We start from the raw sequence: 16,304 nt of genomic DNA on the forward strand, positions 1-16,304 counted from the left end.
TGTGCCGGGGGTCGGTCGTCGTCATCGGTCGGTCCTTCGGCCAGGGTGGCGAAGCTCACACGGCTTCGCGTCGTGCCGCAAAAGTAATGCCGCCGACCGAGAATGGCAATGGGGATTCGGCTATTGCATACCAACTGGTCGGTATGGTGTCATCGGCGCACCGATGCCCGCCTGGTGGGGGCGCGACCCCGGGACCCTCCGGCCCCGGGTGGCGAGGGTTCCCATCTCGTAATACTGCGCCATACCGACCAGACGGTACAAGGGCTTGGATCGGCGAGGAGGGTGCATTGCGGGTATTTCGAGACGGGGACGTCCCGGGCCTGCCGCTGGACCGGTTCCGGCACCACGTCGACCGGGTCCGCCCCGGCGCCCTGTGGCCGGCGGACGCCGGGCCGCTGCGCGCCCGCGTCGTCGCGGGCGGCCGCTCCAACCTCACCTACGAGGTGACCGACGGGACGCGCTCCTGGATCGTCCGGCGCCCGCCGCTCGGCCACGTCCTCGCGACGGCGCACGACATGTCCCGCGAGTACCGGGTCATGACCGCTCTCGCCGGCACGTCCGTCCCCGTTCCCGAGACGTACCTGCTCTGCGAGGACAGCGACGTGCTCGGCGCGCCGTTCTACGTGATGGAGATGGTCGAGGGGACCCCCTACCGCGGCGCGGACGAGCTCGTCCCGCTCGGCGCCGAGCGGGTCGCCGCGATCGCCGGACGGATGATCGACACCCTGGTCGACCTGCACCGCGTCGACCCCGCCGCGGTGGGGCTGGACGGCTTCGGCCGGCCGGAGGGCTTCCTCGGGCGCCAGGTGCGCCGCTGGAAGAAGCAGCTCGACGCGTCGCACAGCCGGGACCTCGACGGTGCCGCTGAGCTGCACGCGCTGCTGGAGGCGAACGTCCCGCCCGAGTCCGCCCCGGCGATCGTGCACGGCGACTACCGGCTCGACAACCTGCTCGTCGGCGCGGACGACCGGGTGGCGGCCGTCCTCGACTGGGAGATGGCGACGCTCGGCGACCCGCTCACCGACCTCGCGCTCCTGCTGGTCTACATGAGGCGGACGGCGCCCGTCCCCGGGCGGGCGGAGGCGGCGCACGCGCCGGGCTTCCCGTCGCCCGACGAGGTGGTGGCCCGGTATGCCGAGCGCAGTGGCCGCGACCTCTCGGCGATCGGGTTCTACGTCGGGCTGGCCTGCTTCAAGCTCGCGGTGATCTCCGAGGGCATCCACTACCGGTACCTGCAGGGGCAGACCGTGGGGGAGGGGTTCGGCGCCATCGGCGACGCCGTCGAGCCGCTGCTCCGCTCGGGCATCGCCGCGCTCAAGGGAGCCTGACCCCGCCCTGCGGGCGACGCCGGTCCGCTGACCTCTCGCGTTGCATACCAACCGGTCGGTATGTTGTCATCATGGCGGTCCACGGAGCGGGCGCGCGCCCGGCGGAGGAGGTAACGCGATGAGGACGTTCCACGGCATCGACGAGTACGAGAAGGCCGTCGGCACCCATCTCGGCCACAGCGAATGGCACACGGTCACCCAGGAGCAGGTGAACGGGTTCGCCGACGCGACCGGCGACCACCAGTGGATCCACGTGGACCCCGAGCGGGCGAAGGACGGGCCGTTCGGCGGGACGATCGCGCACGGCTACCTCACCCTGTCGCTGATCCCCATGCTGATGTCGGAGATCTCCCGGGTCGAGGGACTGACGATGGGCGTCAACTACGGCTCGGACAAGGTCCGCTTCCCGGCGCCCGTCCCCGTCGGGTCGCGGGTGCGCGCCGGCGCCGAGCTCGTCTCGCTCGACCGCACCGCGCAGGGCGCGCGCGCCAAGGTCCGCGTGACCATCGAGCGCGAGGGCGGCGACAAGCCGGTCTGCGTCGCCGAGGTCCTGTCCGTGCTGGTCGGCTGACCTCCCGCCCCCATCCCGTCATCCCGGAGACACCCTCATGATCCCCAGCACCATGCAGGACTTCCCGCTCTCGGTCGCCGCCATCCTGCGGCACGGCCGGCGCGTGTACGGGCGCAGCGAATGCGTCACCTGGACCGGCGGCGGCGAACCGCGGCGCGCCACGTTCGCGCAGGTCGCCGACAACGCCGAGCGCCTCGCCGCCGCGCTGCAGCGGCTCGGCGTCCGGCAGGGCGGCCGCGTGGCGACCTTCTGCTGGAACAACCAGGAGCACCTGGAGGCGTACTTCGCGGTGCCCGCCATGGGCGCCGTCCTGCACACCCTCAACATCCGGCTGTTCCCCGAGCAGCTCGCCCACATCATCAACCACGCCGACGACCAGGTGATCATCGTCGACGACAGCCTGGTGCCGCTGCTCGCCCGGGTGGTGGACGAGCTGCCCGCCGTCGAGGCGTTCGTCATCGTCGGCGACGGCGACGGCGCGCCGCTCGAGGCCAACCGCAACGGCGCCCCCGTCCTGCGGTACCACGAGCTGCTCGCCGCCGAGGAGACCGGCTACGAGTGGCCCGAGGTGGACGAGCGGTCCGCCGCGTCGATGTGCTACACCAGCGGCACCACCGGCGACCCGAAGGGCGTCGTCTACTCGCACCGCTCGACGTTCCTGCACGCCATGGCCGTGCAGTCGGCGTCGCTGGTCGGCATCACCGAGGCCGACCGGGTCCTGACGATCGTCCCGATGTTCCACGTCAACGCCTGGGGCCTGCCGTACGGCGCGTTCCTGTCCGGCGCGACGCTGCACATGCCCGGGCCGTTCATGCAGCCGCAGCACCTCACCGAGTTCGTCGCGCGGGAGCGCAGCACGCTCGCCTCCGCCGTCCCGACCATCTGGCACGGCATCCTCTCCTACGGCGAGGAGCACGAGCTGGACCTGTCGTCGCTGCGCGCGGGGACGTCCGGCGGCGCCGCCGCGCCCCGCTCACTGCTGGAGGCGTTCGAGGAGCGGTACGGGCTGCGCATCATCCAGGGCTGGGGCATGACCGAGACCAGCCCGCTCGGCGGCATGGCGTTCCCGCCGCCGGAGGTGGAGCCCGGCACGCCGGAGGAGATGGACTGGCGGCTGAAGTCCGGCCGCGTCGCCGCCGGCGTCGAGATGCGCATCGTCGACGACGCGGGCCGCGAGCTGCCGTGGGACGGGGTGTCCGTCGGCGAGATCGAGGTCCGCGGCCCGTGGATCACCGGCTCCTACCACCGCGACCCCGCGCCGGAGAAGTTCGACGGCGGCTGGCTGCGCACCGGCGACATCGGCACGATCGACGACCGCGGCTTCTACCAGATCACCGACCGGGCCAAGGACGTCATCAAGTCGGGCGGCGAGTGGATCTCCTCCGTCGAGCTGGAGAACCACCTCATGGGCCACCCCGCGGTCGCCGAGGCCGCCGTGATCGGCATCCCCGACCCGCGCTGGGACGAGCGCCCCCTCGCCTGCGTCGTGCTCCGCCCGGACGCCGCCGCGACCGCCGCCGAGCTCGCCGACCACCTCGCCTCGAAGGTCGCCCGCTGGCAGGTCCCCGAGTACTGGACCTTCATGGACGAGATCCCGAAGACCACGGTCGGCAAGTTCGACAAGAAGCCCCTCCGCGCCCGCCACCGGACCGAGGACCTCAAGATCGAGCGCATCGACCGCTGACCCGCCGTCCGGACCGCCACCACCGCCACGGGCAGGCACGCGGAGCGAGCGCCGGCGAGCGCAGCGGGCCTGCCCGACGACGGGCGACGCGTTTCACGCGGAGCCATAGCGGAGCGGGAAACGCGTCGCCCGTCGTGACGGGGTTCCAGGGGGTCGCCCCCTGGGTCAACTCTGCTTCAGGCCGTTGAGGAACAGGTCGACGTAGTGCTCGGCGATGGTGCGGGTCTTGAGGCGGCCGCCCGGGTGGTACCAGGTGCCGATCTGGTGGACGGTGCCGAAGAAGAAGAGGACGGCGATGTCGGCGGGCATGCTCGTGCGGAAGGACCCCTCGCGCTGGCCCTCCTCGACCAGGTCGCGGAACCGCTCCTGGTAGCGCCGCCGTTCCGCGCGGACGGCCTCGCGGCGGTCGCGGGGCAGCAGGTGGGTGGAGCGGAAGAAGACGGTGAAGTCGTCGAGGTAGAGGAACGAGGTTTCCAGGACGTCGAGGGCGGCGGCGCGCAGCCGTTCCTCGGCGGTGCCGGGGCCGTCGGCGATCTGCTCGAGCCGGCGCATCTGCAGGCCGAGGAGCCGGTGGTAGATTTCGTAGAGGAGATCGTCCTTGGAGCCGAAATAGTGGTACATGGCGCCTTTGGTGACGCCGGCGGCGTTGACGATCTCCTGCACCGAGGTGCCCTCGAAGCCCCGCTCGGCGAACAGCCGGGTCGCGACGGCGAGCAGCCGGTCGGGCAGGGGCACGTCGTCGGAGAGCCGCCCCACTGAGGCCTGTGTCAAGACTCCACCTCCGTCCGGGGCCGGGCCCCGCGCCGCCACGCCGCCGCCCGTGATCAGCCGCCAGCCTACCGGGCGGGAACCGGGTCCAAGAACGGCGGCCGTCGAGGCGGGTGAATCCGGCTGTTGACGGCGCCGCCCCCCGATTCTATCTTCAGGGGAATCCGACCAGTCGGTATGTGCAAATGGCCTCGGGGGAAGTCGCGCGAGTCTCGTCCGGCGAGGTGACGACATGTCCGGCGGCCCGACGCAATCCCTGGAACTACGAGAGGTGACCGTCCGCTTCGGCGGGCTGGTCGCGCTGGAGAAGGTGTCGCTGGCGGCGCCGCCGGGCCGGGTCACGGGCGTGATCGGGCCGAACGGGGCGGGCAAGACGACGCTGTTCAACGTCGTGTGCGGGTTCGTCCGGCCGCGGTCGGGCGAGGTGCGCTGGCGCGGCCGCCCGCTCGTCCGGCACCGGCCGCACCGGCTGACCCGGCTCGGGATCGCCCGCACCCTGCAGGGGCTCGGGCTGTTCCCCGGCCTGACGGTGCTGGAGAACGTGATGGTCGGCGCCGACCGGCACGCGCGCGCCGGTCTCGCCTCCGGCCTGCTGGCGCTGCCGCGCGCCGACCGCGACGACGCCGCGCTGCGCGAGCGGGCCCTGGCCCGGCTGGACGAGCTGGGCGTCGCGGGCGAGGCGGCCCGGCGGCCCGGCGAGCTCCCGTACGGCGCGCAGAAGCGGGTCGCGCTGGCGCGCGCCCTGGTCGCTGACCCCGACCTGCTGCTGCTCGACGAGCCCGCCGCGGGCCTGGCGGCCGCGGAGATCGAGGAGCTGGCCGCGCTGATCAGGGGCCTGCGCGGCGGTCCGGCCGTGGTCCTGGTCGAGCACCACATGGACCTGGTGATGGGCGTGTGCGACCAGGTCGTGGTGCTGGACTTCGGCCGGGTCATCGCGTCCGGCCCGCCCGCCGAGGTCCGCGACGACCCGGCGGTCCTGGACGCCTACCTCGGCGAGGAGGTCCGCGATGCTTGAGGTCGCCGGCCTCACCGCCGGGTACGGCGCGGTCCGCGCGCTCGACGGCGTGGACCTGGCGGTCGAGGAGGGCTCGCTCACCGCCGTGCTCGGCGCGAACGGCGCCGGCAAGACGACGCTGCTGCGCACCGTGTCCGGCCTGCTGCGGCCGCGCGCGGGCCGGATCGCGCTGGACGGCCGGGACCTCGCGCGGCTGCCCGTCGAGGAGATCGTCCGGCTCGGCGTGGCCCACGTGCCGCAGAGCGGCGGCGTCATCACCGAGCTGACCGTCGAGGAGAACCTGCGGCTCGGCGGGCTGTACCGGCGCGACCGCCGCGCGCTCGCCCGCCGCGTCGCGCAGATGTACGAGCTGTTCCCGCCGCTCGAACCGCGCCGGTCCCGCGCCGCCGCGACGCTGTCCGGCGGCGAGCGGCAGATGCTGGCGCTGGCCCGCGCGCTCACCGGTGCGCCCCGGCTGCTGCTGGTGGACGAGCCGTCGCTCGGGCTGGCGCCGCGGGTCGTCGCCCGGCTCATGGCGGTGCTGCGCCGGCTCTGCGACGAGGACGGCCGGACGGTCCTGCTCGTCGAGCAGAACGCGCGCAGCGCGCTGTCGGTCGCCGACCGCGCGGTCGTGCTCGACCTCGGCACGGTCGTCGCGGACGAGCCCGCCGGCGTCCTCGCCGCCGACTCCCGGCTCCGCCACGCCTACCTGGGGTTCTGATGGTCCGCTTCGTCAATCTCACGCTCGCCGGGATCACCCAGGGCGCGGTGTTCGCGGCGGTCGCGCTCGCCCTCGTGCTGATCTGGCGCGCCACCCGCGTGGTGAACTTCGCGCAGGGCGGCATGCTGATGTTCACGACGTTCCTGGCCTGGACGGTCGTGCACGACGGCGGCTCGTACTGGCTGGCCCTCGGCGTAGCGCTCGCGTCCGGGCTGGTGATCGGCGCCGTCGCCGAGCGGGTGCTGGTGCGGCCGGTGGAGGGCGGCCCGCCGCTGAACGCGGTGATCGTCACGCTCGGGCTGTACGTCCTGCTGCAGGCGGCCGCGGGCATGATCTGGGGCGACACCCCGCACTCCTACCCGCCCGCGTTCACCATCAAGGGGCTGTCGGCCGGCGGGACGCGGCTGCTGCTGTCGCCGTTCGACCTGTTCGTCATCGGCGCGGTCGCCCTGGTGATGGCCGCGCTGACCGTGCTGTTCGTGCGGACCGGCCTCGGGCTGAAGCTGCGGGCCGCGGCGTTCGCGCCGGAGATCGCCCGGCTGCAGGGCGTGCGGGTCGGCCGGATGCTCACCCTCGGCTGGGCGCTCGCCGCGCTCGTCGGGTCGCTCGCGGGCGTGCTGATCGCCCCGTCGGTGTTCGTCGGGCCGTCCCAGTTCGACGCGATGCTGGTGTTCGGCTTTACCGCCGCCGTCATCGGCGGGCTCGACAGCCCCGCCGGGGCCGTCGCCGGCGGGCTGCTGCTCGGCTGCGCGCTCAGCTACGTGTCCGGCTACATCAGCTCGGACCTGGTCACGTTCGGGGCGCTCGCCGCGCTGATCACGGTGCTGATGGTCCGGCCGAACGGGCTGTTCGCCGCGCGCACCGGACGGAGGGTGTGACGCCATGGGAGCCCTCCGCCTCACGCTGGTGCGCCACCTCGCGGGCGCCGCGGCCGGCCTGGTCGCGCTGTACGTCCTGACGACGTCCGTCGGACCGTACCGGGACCTGCAGATCGCGCAGGCCGCCTACCTCACCTGCGCGGTCGCGGGGCTGACCGTCCTGACGGGGCTCGGCGGCCAGATCTCCCTCGGGCACGGCGCGTTCATGGCGGTCGGCGCGTACACGGCCGCGCTCGTGTCCGCGCACTGGGGCTGGCCCCTGGCCGCGATGCTCGCCGCGGCCGCCGTCGTCACCGCCCTCGCCGGGGTGCTCGTCGGCGCGGTCGCCGCCCGGCTCCAGGGCCCCTACCTCGCCGGGGCGACCCTCGCGTTCGCCGTCGGCCTGCCCGGCCTGGCGAACTACTCCCACCTCACCGGGCTGCTCGGCGGGCAGAACGGGCTGACCGTCACCCCGCCCGTGCCGCCGGCCGCGCTCGGCGAGACGTTCCCGCTGGAGCGCTGGCAGGCGTGGATCGCCTGCCTCGGCGCGGTCGTCACGCTGTTCCTGCTCGCCAACCTCACCGGCGGCCGGTTCGGGCGGACGCTGCGGGCCGGCCGCGACGACGAGATCGCCGCCGCGCTGTGCGGGCTGCGCGTCGCGCGGCTGCGGATCGCCGCGACCGTTGTGTCCGCCGCGTGCGCGGGCCTGGCCGGCGGGCTGCTGGCCGTCGTGGCGACCCTCGCCGCGCCCGGCGCGTTCCCGCTCACGCTGTCGCTGCAGCTCATCGCGGCGGTCATCATCGGCGGGCTCGGCACCCTGCCCGGCGCCGTGTGGGGCGCGCTGATCCTGGTCTTCGTCCCGTCGTGGGCCTCGGACGCGGCGTCCTCGTCCGGGCTGTCGCACGACGTCGCCTCGAACCTGCCCCTCGCCATCTACGGCCTCGTCCTCATCGCGGTGACGCTGGCCTTCCCGCGCGGCCTCCAGGGCGGCCTGCGCGGCATCGGCGGCGCCGCCCGGCGCCGCCTCCCGCCGTCCGTCCGGCGGTTCGCGCCGGGCGGCGGCGCACCGGGGGTCCCGGCAACGCACCGAGGAGGAGCAGATGAGCCGACCACCGACCAGGCGAGCGTCCCGGACCCGGAGGGGGCGGGCGGTCGCGATGACGACGGCGGCGGCGGTGCTGGCGGCCGCGGCGAGCGGCTGCGGAGGTAGCGGCGGCAAGAGCGGGTCGTCCGCGCCCGGCGTCACCGCCACCACCGTCACGATCGGCAGCCACCAGCCGCTCACCGGCCCCGCCGCGCCCGGCTACAGCGCGAACTCGGCGGCGTCCAAGGCGTTCTTCGACTACGTCAACGCCCACGGCGGCGTGCACGGCCGCAAGATCGCCTACAAGTACGTGGACGACGCCTACAACCCGACGCAGACGGTCAGCGTGGTGCAGAAGCTCGTCCTCCAGGACAAGGTCTTCGCGATCTTCAACGGGCTGGGCACGCCCACGCACTCCAAGGTCGTCGACTACCTCAACGCCCAGCGCGTCCCGGACCTGTTCGTGGCGTCCGGGTGCGGCTGCTGGGACGAGCCGGCGAAGCACCCCGAGACCTTCGGCTGGCAGGTCGACTACATCCGCGAGGGCAAGATCCTCGGCGACCACATCTCGAAGACCTACCCCGGCAAGAAGGTCGCCTACTTCTCCCAGAACGACGACTTCGGGCAGGACGGCGTCAAGGGCCTCGACAAGTACGTCCCGCCGGCGCAGGTCGTGTCGCGGCAGACCTACCAGCCGGGCGCCACCGACGTCAGCGCGCAGGTCCAGGCGATCGCGCAGGCGAAGGCGGACGTGGTCGTCCTGTTCAGCATCCCGACCTACACCGCGCTGTTCCGGCTCGCGGCCCTGAAACTGGACTACAGGCCGACGTTCGTGGTCAGCAACGTCGGTTCCGACCCGATCACCCTCGACGGCCTGCTGGAGAGCTTCGCCAAGTCCGGCGGGACGAAGCTCTCGGGCAGCCCGCTGATCCAAGGCATGGTCACCGACGGGTACCTGTCGTCGCCGGGCGACGCGTCCGACAGCTGGATCCAGCTGTACAAGAAGATCCACGACCAGTACATCCCGAAGCTGCCGTTCAACGGCAACATCGTCTACGGCATGTCGGCCGCCTACACCTTCGTCCAGGCGCTGCAGAACGCCGGGAAGAACCCGACCCGCAAGAGCCTCGTGGACGGTTTGGAGAAGACCAAGCTCACCGGGCCGGGCCTCGTCCCGTTCGCGTTCAGCGCGCAGTCGCACGCCGGGTACACCGGCGCGCAGATCGGCGTGATCAAGGGCGACGTGATCGTCCCGCAGGGGCAGCCGGTGACCACCGACGACGGCGGCGGCCCCATCCAGCCGTACACCGCGCCGCAGCCGCAGGCGCCCGCGAGCGGCGTCCCGCCGGCGGGCTGACGCGGCACCGCCGGCAGGCCGACCGACACCGCCGACGCGCTGACCGAGACCGCCGACGTGCTGACCGACACCGCCGGCAGGCAGATCGACACCGCCGCCGTCCCCGCGCGGACCGCCCTCCGGGCGCGGGACGGCGGCGGGCCCTCACCAGTCGTCGATGTCCGGAAACTCGTCGAGGATCCGCTTCTCCAGGAAGTCGAGGTCCGTGCGGCGCCAGCCGATGACGCGCACCAGGGAGATCTCGTCCTCGTCCTTCACGTCGATCCGCGCCCCGGCGTCCAGCAGGGCCCGGACGAGCGCGGGCGGGCCGTCCTCGAACACCACCACGTGCAGCGGCGTCCGCCCGCAGCCGTCGCGGGCCTCGAGGTCGAGGACGGGCAGCAGCCGGGGCAGCAGCGGCTCCCAGTCCAGCATCGGCAGCGCGTGCAGCAGCGTACGGCCCCGCGCGTCGCGGACGCGCGGATCGACCCCGGCGTCCAGGAGGGCGAGCACGCCGGGGGTGTCGCCGTGCTCGACCCGGGCGAGCAGGTCGCGCCGCTGGGCGTCCAGCGCCTTCGGGAGGCGTCCGCCCGCCCGCCAGCCCCGGTCGGCGGCCTCGCAGCCGCCGACCGCGCCGCCCAGCGCGAGCAGCGCCTGCTCGCGCCGCCGCTCGCCGTCGTCGTGCGGGATCCGCAGGGCGCCGTCGCGGAAGGCGACCTCGTGCCATTCGCCGCGGCAGCGGATCCGGGCCGGGGCGGGGCGGTCCGGCCCGGGCGGGCCGCCGGGGCCGGTGAACGCGCGGGCCGGCGCGAGCGCCTCGCGGACGAGCGGGTGCAGTTCCTCCGCCGGGACGACGCCGTGCCGCAGCGCCTCGACGTCCGGCGCCATTCGCCACAGCACGTCCGGGAGCACCCGCATGTCCCCGCCGATGTCGTCCCGGGACGCCAGCTCCACGCCGAGCCCGCCGCCCGTGCGGCGGACGACGACGCCCACGTGCTGGTTCGCGGGGATCCAGTACGCGTCGCCGTGCCCGCGCTCCGCCAGCCGCCGGACCTCGCCGGCGAGCCGGGCCGGGGCCAGCGGCAGCCGGGCGAGCACGTCGACGGTCTCCACGACGCCGCCGCCGAGGTACTCCTCCAGCTCGACGCCCGTCTCGTCGACGGCGATGCCCGCCGCGGCGAAGGCGCCCATCACGTCGCCGGCCTCGTACAGCAGGACCGTCCACTCGGCGTGCGCGACCGGGTCGTCCGGGCCGAGGTCGGCGGACGGGAGCAGGCCGGGCGGGCGCGGCGTCCCGTCCGGTTCCAGGAACGGCGCGCGAAGCGCGTCGCCGCCGCAGCGTTCACGCAGCTCGTCGGTGTGCCGGACGTCCCACAGGTGGCGGGCGGTGTCCCACTGGTGCAGGACGTTGTGCCACACCGACAGGTAGGGCAGGTCGGTGTTCAGGTACGGCCAGCCGGTGTCGGCGGTGACGGCGCCGAACCGCAGCGTGAGCCGCTGCGGCCCGTGGACGAGCAGCGGCGGCGTCGTGACGTGCAGGGTGCGGCGGCGGTCGTCCGGGTCGGCGGACAGCACGAGGACCTGGTCGGGGACCAGCGTCGTCCGGCCGCGGCCGACGCGCGGCGCGTGCCAGCGCAGCAGGTCGGGCGCGAGGTGCCGGAGGTCGTCCTCCAGCGCGGCGGCGGCGTCGCGGCCGTGCTCGGCGGCGACGCCCGCGAGGTCGAAGGCCACGTCCACGTTCGCCGCCGCGCAGGCCCCGCGCCAGTCGCCCGCGAGCCGCCGCTCGGCCGCCCGCTCGATCATCCAGCGGGGGACCGCGTAGCGGCGGATCCGCCGCAGCCGGGACGCCTCGTCCGGCCGGAACGCGCGCGGGGCGGTCCGTGCGCCGATCACCGTCACCGCGTCCCCCGTTCCCGCGCACCGTGCCCCGCGGCCCGGCGCGGCACCGAGGCTGGGGTGGCAAGGCCGGTCGGATTCGAACCGACGTCCTCCAGCCCGCTGTAAGGCGCGACGACCTCTGCGCTACGGCCTTGCCGCAGCGCAGCCTAGCGGTCCGGCCGCGCGCCCGCCGCCGAATCAAGATCTTCCGCGGTGCCGCCGGTCCTCCGGCCCGGCCGTGGAATCATGATCGTGTCCGTGCGGGCGGGGACGGGAGGACCCATGTGCTACGAGCCGGTCGCCGATCCGGGCGAGGTCGCCTTCGCCGCGCCGCGGCCCGATCCGGTGCGCGAGACGCCCGACCGGGTGCCGCTCGAACCGGTCGACGCCGTCACGCTGACGACGCTCATCGACAACCAGAGCGACCTGCTGCTCGCCGACCAGGGACCCGTGCGGCGCACCGGGATGCGGCACGCCGCCGCCGTCCCCCACCTGCCCGCCGGGGTCCTGGACACGGGGGAGTCCTACGACGTCCCGCTCGCCGAGCACGGGTTCTCGATGCTGGTCACCGTGACGCGGAACGGCCGCGACCACCACCTGCTGTTCGACGCGGGCATGACCCCGGACGGCCTCGTCGGCAACATGCGGCGCCTCGGCGCCGACCCCGCGTCCGTCGAGACCGTCGTGCTCAGCCACGGCCACGCCGACCACGTCACCGGCCTGGACGGGCTGATCCGCGCGGTCGGCGTCGCGAACACCCCGCTCGTCGTGCATCCCGGCGTATGGACGGGCCGCCGGATGAACGTCCCCGGCGCCGAGCCGCTGCGGCTGCCCGCGCCGAGCCGCCGCGCCCTCGCCGGCGCCGGTTTCGAGATCGTCGAGCGGGCGCAGCCGTCGCTGCTGTTCGGCGGGTCCGTGCTGATCACCGGCGAGATCGACCGCGTCACGCCGTTCGAGCGCGGCATGCCCGCCTACCACGAGGCCCTCACCGACGGCGCCTGGGCGCCCGACCCGCTCGTCCGGGACGACCAGGCGCTCGTGCTGAACGTCCGCGGGCACGGCCTCGTCGTCCTCACGGGCTGCGGGCACGCGGGGATCGTCAATATCGTCCGGCACGCCCGCCGCCTCACCGGGGAGCCGCGGGTGGCGGCCGTCGTCGGCGGGTTCCACCTGAGCGGCCCGGCGTTCGAGCCGATCATCGAGCCGACCGTCGGCGCGCTCGCCGAGCTGGACCCGCAGGTGATCGTCCCGGCGCACTGCACCGGCTGGCGCGCCGCGCACGCCCTCGCCGCCCGCCTGCCGGACGCGTTCGTCCCGAACTCCGTCGGCTCCCGCCTGGAACTGCGCGCCGCCTAGGGGATTGAACGCTCCTGACCGGGAAAGATGCGGGGGCACGGGCCGTCCGGACGAACAGGAGCGGGGGATGGGCATCGTCTCGCCCGGATTCCACGGCAGGCGGCGGCAGGGGGACGTGAAGCTGCCGCCCGGCCAGTACCTCACCGACGACTTCCCTGTCCTGTCGGCGGGGCCGACGCCGCGGGTCGGCCAGGACGAGTGGGAGTTCGTCGTCACCACCGAGACCGGCGAGCGGCACCGCTGGTCATGGCGGGAGTTCCTGGCGCTCCCGTCCGAGACGCCGACGGTCGACATCCACTGCGTGACCAAGTGGTCCAAGCTCGGCACGACCTGGACGGGCGTGTCCCTGGACACCCTGCTCGCCGACGTGGAGACGACGGCCGACTACGCGCTCGCCCGCTCCTACGGCGGCTACACCACCAACCTGCCCCTCGAGGACCTGCTGGACGGGCGGGCGTGGCTGGCCTACCGCTTCGACGGCGAGGACCTGCACCCCGAGCACGGCGGACCGGTGCGGCTGCTGGTACCGCACCTGTACTTCTGGAAGTCGGCCAAGTGGGTCCACGGCCTCGACCTGCTCACCCAGGACGAGCCCGGCTTCTGGGAGACGGCCGGCTACCACGACTACGGGGACCCATGGCTGGAACAGCGGTACCAGGGCGACTGACCCGGCTGGAGTGGCGGGTGGCGCGGCTCGTGGAGACCCGCGACGAGACGCCCACCGCGCGGACCCTCGTGCTCGACGTCCCCGGATGGCCCGGCCACCTCGCGGGGCAGCACGTCGACGTCCGGCTCACCGCGGCCGACGGGTACAGCGCCCAGCGCAGCTACTCGCTCGCCGCCGCGCCGGACGGCGACCGCGTCGAGCTGACCGTGCAGAACGTCCCGGACGGCGAGGTGTCGCCGTACCTGACCGGGGTCTTCTCGGTGGGCGACCCGGTCGAGATCCGCGGGCCGGTGGGCGGCTGGTTCGTGTGGCGCCCGGACGACCCGGCGCCCGTCACGCTCGTCGCGGGCGGGGCGGGGGTGGCGCCGCTGATGGCGATGGTGCGGGCCCGGCGGGCGGCGGGGTCGCGCGTCCCGTTCCGCCTGGTGTACTCCGTCCGGACGCCCGACGAGCGGTGGTACGCGGGCGAGCTCCGGCGCCCCGACCCGGGCGTGGAGGTCTTCCCGCTGTACACGCGGGCCGCGCCGGACGGCTGGCCGCGTCCGCCGGGACGGCTGGCGAAGGGCGACCTCGCCGGGTGGGGCTGGCCGCCCGAGTTCGACCCGGCCTGCTTCGTGTGCGGGCCGACCGGGTTCGTGGAGGCGGCGGCCGATCTGCTGGTCGCGCTGGGCCACGACCCGCGCAGGATCAGGACCGAGCGCTTCGGGCCGACCGGAGGGTGACATGGGAGCGGACGCGGAGGCGGGCATGCGAGCAGCGGGTGCGGGTGGGGGCGCGGCGGGCGGCGGGGCCGTCCCGGGCGCGGAGGCGGTCGTCTACGAGGACACCGGCGCCTACCAGGACGGCAACGCGCTCGCCGGGCCGCTGAGCGAGGTGTTCGGCGTGGACGTCACCAGGGCCGCGGTGCGGTGCACGGCGTGCGGCCTGGCGGGCCCGCTGCCGGGCCTGCGCGTCTACGCGCACGCGCCGGGCGCCGTCGCGCGGTGCCCGGGCTGCGAGCACGTCGTCCTGCGGCTCGTCCTCGGGAACGGGACGGCGTGGCTCGACCTGCGCGGAACCGTCGGCCTCCGCGTCCCGCTCGCCTGACGCCGCCGCCCGGGCCGGGCTAGGGCTTGCGGGCGACGCCGCTGAACTCGTCCACGTCCTCCCCGGCCGCGGCGGGCGGCTGCGGGCGCCACCGGTTGCACGGGACGACGCCCGGTTCCAGCAGGTCGAGGCCGTCGAAAAAGCGGGTGATCTCCGCGCCGCTGCGCAGCGTCATCGGCGGCTTGACCCGCTCGTTGCGCAGCCGCACGACCTCCTCCGTCGCCTCGCCGTGCACCTCGCTCGTGCTGTGCGCGATCACGAGGTGGCCGCCCGGGGGCAGCGCGTCCTTCAGCGTCTGGACGATGGAGTACGCGGTCGGCGTGTCGTCGATGTAGATCAGGACGCCGAGCAGCATGACCGCGAACGGCCGCGAGAGGTCCAGGGTCCGCGCCGCCTCCGCCAGGATCCGCTCCGGGTCGTGCAGGTCGGCGTCGATGTAGGCGGTGGCGCCCTCGGGCGTGCTGGTCAGCAGCGCGCGGGCGTGCGCCAGCACGAGCGGGTCGTTGTCGACGTACACGATCCGCGCCTCGGGGGCGAGCGCCTGCGCGACCTGGTGGGTGTTGTCGGCGGTGGGCAGCCCGGTGCCGATGTCGAGGAACTGCCGGACGCCCTCCTCGGCCACCAGGTGCCGGACGGCCCGGCCGAGGAACTCCCGGTCGGCCCGGGCCAGCCGGACGATGCTCGGGTACAGCGCGGCCATCTGGTCGCCGACGCGGCGGTCGGCGGCGTAGTTGTCCTTGCCGCCGAGCCAGTGGTTCCAGATCCGCGGCGCGGCGGGCACGTTCGGATCGATCCCCTCCGGCGCCGCCTCCTCCGGGGTCGGGGTGTCGGTCACGGCTGCGGCCCTTCCGCTCGGCGGGCGCGGAGCCCGCCCGGGGCCTTCCAACGTAGATCATCGGCATCCGGCCGGCCATCGACTTCCCCGAAATGTCCTGGCAAGGGCGGTTCTATGGGGCTCCGCCGCGGAAAATGCGGCGATCGGCCGCCCCCGCCATGGTCGTCGCGAACGATCGTGGGGAGGATGATCGGAGGGGGTGGTGCGATGGCCGAGGCGGGAGGAGCGGCGTGACCCGGTGCGAGGCGGCCCCGTCCGGTGCGCGCGAGGAGGAGCGCGGGCGCGCGGCCTCGGCCGCGCGCGAGATCGCCGGCGGGCTGGCCGTGCTGGCGGTGTACCTGGCGTTCACGCACGCGTTCGCCGGGGCGCGGGCCGTCAGCGACGCCCACGGCCGGTCGCTGCTGGCCCTGGAGCGCTGGGCGCACCTGGACGTCGGGCACCAGCTCAACGGCGTGCTCGTCCGGCACGGATGGCTGGGCGCGCTGGCCGCGTGGGAGTACGCGACGACGTACGTGCTCGCCACCTTCGGGTTTCTCGGCTACCTGTGGTGGCGGCGCAGCCCCGCCTACCCGTGGGCCCGCAACACGCTGATCTGGGTCACGCTGATCGCGATCTGCTGCTTCGCGGTGTGGCCGTCGACGCCGCCGCGGCTGCTGCCCGGCGAGGGGTACACCGACATCATCGCGCTCCACCATCCGCCCGCCACCTGGGGGACCGGCGCGGTCTCGGCGGGCGCCAACCCGTACGCGGCGATGCCGAGCCTGCACATCGGCTGGGTGGCGTGGATCGGCGTCACGGCCGTCCGCGCCCGCTGCGGCGCCCTCGTGGCGTGGCTGTGCGCCCTGCACCTGGTGGTCACCAGCCTGGTGATCGTCGCGACCGCCGCGCACTACGTGGTGGACATCCCCGGCGGGCTGCTGCTGGTCCCGGCCGCGGCGGGCGCCGAGGCGCTGCGCGCCGCGCTCGTCCGGGCGGGGGTGGTGCGGGGCCTCCTGCCTGGGCACGATTCCGAGGGGGAGGCGGAACCGGACGCACCCTCCGCCCCGTCGCGGCGGGCCGCCGCCGGCGCGCCGCCCGGGTCCGGGGAGAGCGCGGAGGTGCCGCAGGTCGTGGGAGGCGTCGCGGAGTTCACCGGGCCG

The 16,304-nt window shown here is 74.5% G+C and carries 16 protein-coding genes and 1 tRNA gene; 13 read left to right on the forward strand and 4 right to left on the reverse strand.

What is annotated here, in order from left to right; all coding sequences use genetic code 11:
• The first annotated feature begins 287 nt into the window (after positions 1 to 287).
• The 3 genes from F9B16_RS40600 to F9B16_RS40610 all read left to right on the forward strand — a co-directional run bounded on the left by F9B16_RS40600 (position 288) and on the right by F9B16_RS40610 (position 3,583).
• Positions 288 to 1,328, forward strand: a complete 1,041-nt coding sequence (locus F9B16_RS40600; RefSeq protein ID WP_225992377.1) for a phosphotransferase family protein — start codon at positions 288 to 290, stop codon at positions 1,326 to 1,328.
• Positions 1,329 to 1,446: 118 nt separating this feature from the next.
• On the forward strand, positions 1,447 to 1,899 hold the full coding sequence (locus F9B16_RS40605) for a MaoC family dehydratase (RefSeq protein ID WP_151545586.1): 453 nt from the start codon (positions 1,447 to 1,449) through the stop codon (positions 1,897 to 1,899).
• A 37-nt stretch (positions 1,900 to 1,936) separates the two neighbouring features.
• Positions 1,937 to 3,583, forward strand: a complete 1,647-nt coding sequence (locus F9B16_RS40610) for a long-chain fatty acid--CoA ligase (protein WP_151545587.1) — start codon at positions 1,937 to 1,939, stop codon at positions 3,581 to 3,583.
• 165 nt (positions 3,584 to 3,748) lie between these two features.
• Here F9B16_RS40610 and F9B16_RS40615 read toward each other — a convergent pair whose 3' ends face one another.
• On the reverse strand, positions 3,749 to 4,354 hold the full coding sequence (locus F9B16_RS40615) for a TetR/AcrR family transcriptional regulator (protein ID WP_225992378.1): 606 nt from the start codon (positions 4,352 to 4,354) through the stop codon (positions 3,749 to 3,751).
• A gap of 229 nt (positions 4,355 to 4,583) precedes the next feature.
• Between F9B16_RS40615 and F9B16_RS40620 the strand changes: the two genes are divergently transcribed.
• The 5 genes from F9B16_RS40620 to F9B16_RS40640 are packed head-to-tail and all read left to right on the forward strand — an operon-like array spanning position 4,584 to position 9,364.
• Positions 4,584 to 5,366, forward strand: coding sequence for an ABC transporter ATP-binding protein (locus tag F9B16_RS40620; protein ID WP_151545588.1), 783 nt, complete (start codon positions 4,584 to 4,586; stop codon positions 5,364 to 5,366).
• Entirely contained in the window at positions 5,359 to 6,066 is a 708-nt protein-coding gene (locus tag F9B16_RS40625) for an ABC transporter ATP-binding protein (protein WP_151545589.1), read from the forward strand. The genes F9B16_RS40620 and F9B16_RS40625 overlap by 8 nt, the downstream gene beginning before the upstream one ends.
• Complete coding sequence (locus F9B16_RS40630) at positions 6,066 to 6,944, forward strand: branched-chain amino acid ABC transporter permease (RefSeq protein ID WP_151545590.1); 879 nt, start codon at positions 6,066 to 6,068, stop codon at positions 6,942 to 6,944. The genes F9B16_RS40625 and F9B16_RS40630 overlap by 1 nt, the downstream gene beginning before the upstream one ends.
• 4 nt (positions 6,945 to 6,948) lie before the next feature.
• Positions 6,949 to 8,133, forward strand: coding sequence for a branched-chain amino acid ABC transporter permease (locus tag F9B16_RS40635; protein ID WP_151545591.1), 1,185 nt, complete (start codon positions 6,949 to 6,951; stop codon positions 8,131 to 8,133).
• On the forward strand, positions 8,024 to 9,364 hold the full coding sequence (locus F9B16_RS40640) for an ABC transporter substrate-binding protein (RefSeq protein WP_225992379.1): 1,341 nt from the start codon (positions 8,024 to 8,026) through the stop codon (positions 9,362 to 9,364). Before F9B16_RS40635 ends, F9B16_RS40640 begins: the two co-directional genes overlap by 110 nt.
• Positions 9,365 to 9,508: 144 nt before the next feature.
• Here F9B16_RS40640 and F9B16_RS40645 read toward each other — a convergent pair whose 3' ends face one another.
• Entirely contained in the window at positions 9,509 to 11,242 is a 1,734-nt protein-coding gene (locus tag F9B16_RS40645; RefSeq protein WP_192809226.1) for an ankyrin repeat domain-containing protein, read from the reverse strand.
• Positions 11,243 to 11,300: 58 nt separating this feature from the next.
• Positions 11,301 to 11,375: transfer RNA gene (locus F9B16_RS40650), tRNA-OTHER, on the reverse strand.
• Between the two features lie 128 nt (positions 11,376 to 11,503).
• Here F9B16_RS40650 and F9B16_RS40655 point away from each other — a divergent pair.
• The 4 genes from F9B16_RS40655 to F9B16_RS40670 all read left to right on the forward strand — a co-directional run bounded on the left by F9B16_RS40655 (position 11,504) and on the right by F9B16_RS40670 (position 14,330).
• A complete protein-coding gene (locus F9B16_RS40655; RefSeq protein ID WP_151545592.1) occupies positions 11,504 to 12,577 on the forward strand; it encodes an MBL fold metallo-hydrolase in 1,074 nt (357 codons plus the stop codon).
• Positions 12,578 to 12,644: 67 nt separating this feature from the next.
• Positions 12,645 to 13,244, forward strand: a complete 600-nt coding sequence (locus tag F9B16_RS40660) for a sulfite oxidase-like oxidoreductase (RefSeq protein ID WP_151545593.1) — start codon at positions 12,645 to 12,647, stop codon at positions 13,242 to 13,244.
• Between the two features lie 17 nt (positions 13,245 to 13,261).
• On the forward strand, positions 13,262 to 13,966 hold the full coding sequence (locus tag F9B16_RS40665) for a ferredoxin reductase (RefSeq protein ID WP_225992380.1): 705 nt from the start codon (positions 13,262 to 13,264) through the stop codon (positions 13,964 to 13,966).
• A 25-nt stretch (positions 13,967 to 13,991) separates the two neighbouring features.
• Positions 13,992 to 14,330 carry a DUF6510 family protein gene (locus tag F9B16_RS40670; RefSeq protein WP_225992381.1) on the forward strand — a complete coding sequence of 113 codons (339 nt, stop codon included), beginning with the start codon at positions 13,992 to 13,994 and terminating at the stop codon, positions 14,328 to 14,330.
• A 19-nt stretch (positions 14,331 to 14,349) separates the two neighbouring features.
• Here the strand turns inward: F9B16_RS40670 and F9B16_RS40675 are convergent, their stop codons facing one another.
• Positions 14,350 to 15,165, reverse strand: a complete 816-nt coding sequence (locus tag F9B16_RS40675; RefSeq protein WP_151545595.1) for an SAM-dependent methyltransferase — start codon at positions 15,163 to 15,165, stop codon at positions 14,350 to 14,352.
• Positions 15,166 to 15,395: 230 nt separating this feature from the next.
• Between F9B16_RS40675 and F9B16_RS40680 the strand changes: the two genes are divergently transcribed.
• On the forward strand, positions 15,396 to 16,304 hold a 909-nt coding region (locus tag F9B16_RS40680; protein ID WP_192809227.1), incomplete at its 3' end, for a phosphatase PAP2 family protein.

Origin of the sequence: Actinomadura montaniterrae (genome assembly GCF_008923365.1) — a bacterium.
Lineage (GTDB): Bacteria > Actinomycetota > Actinomycetes > Streptosporangiales > Streptosporangiaceae > Spirillospora > Spirillospora montaniterrae.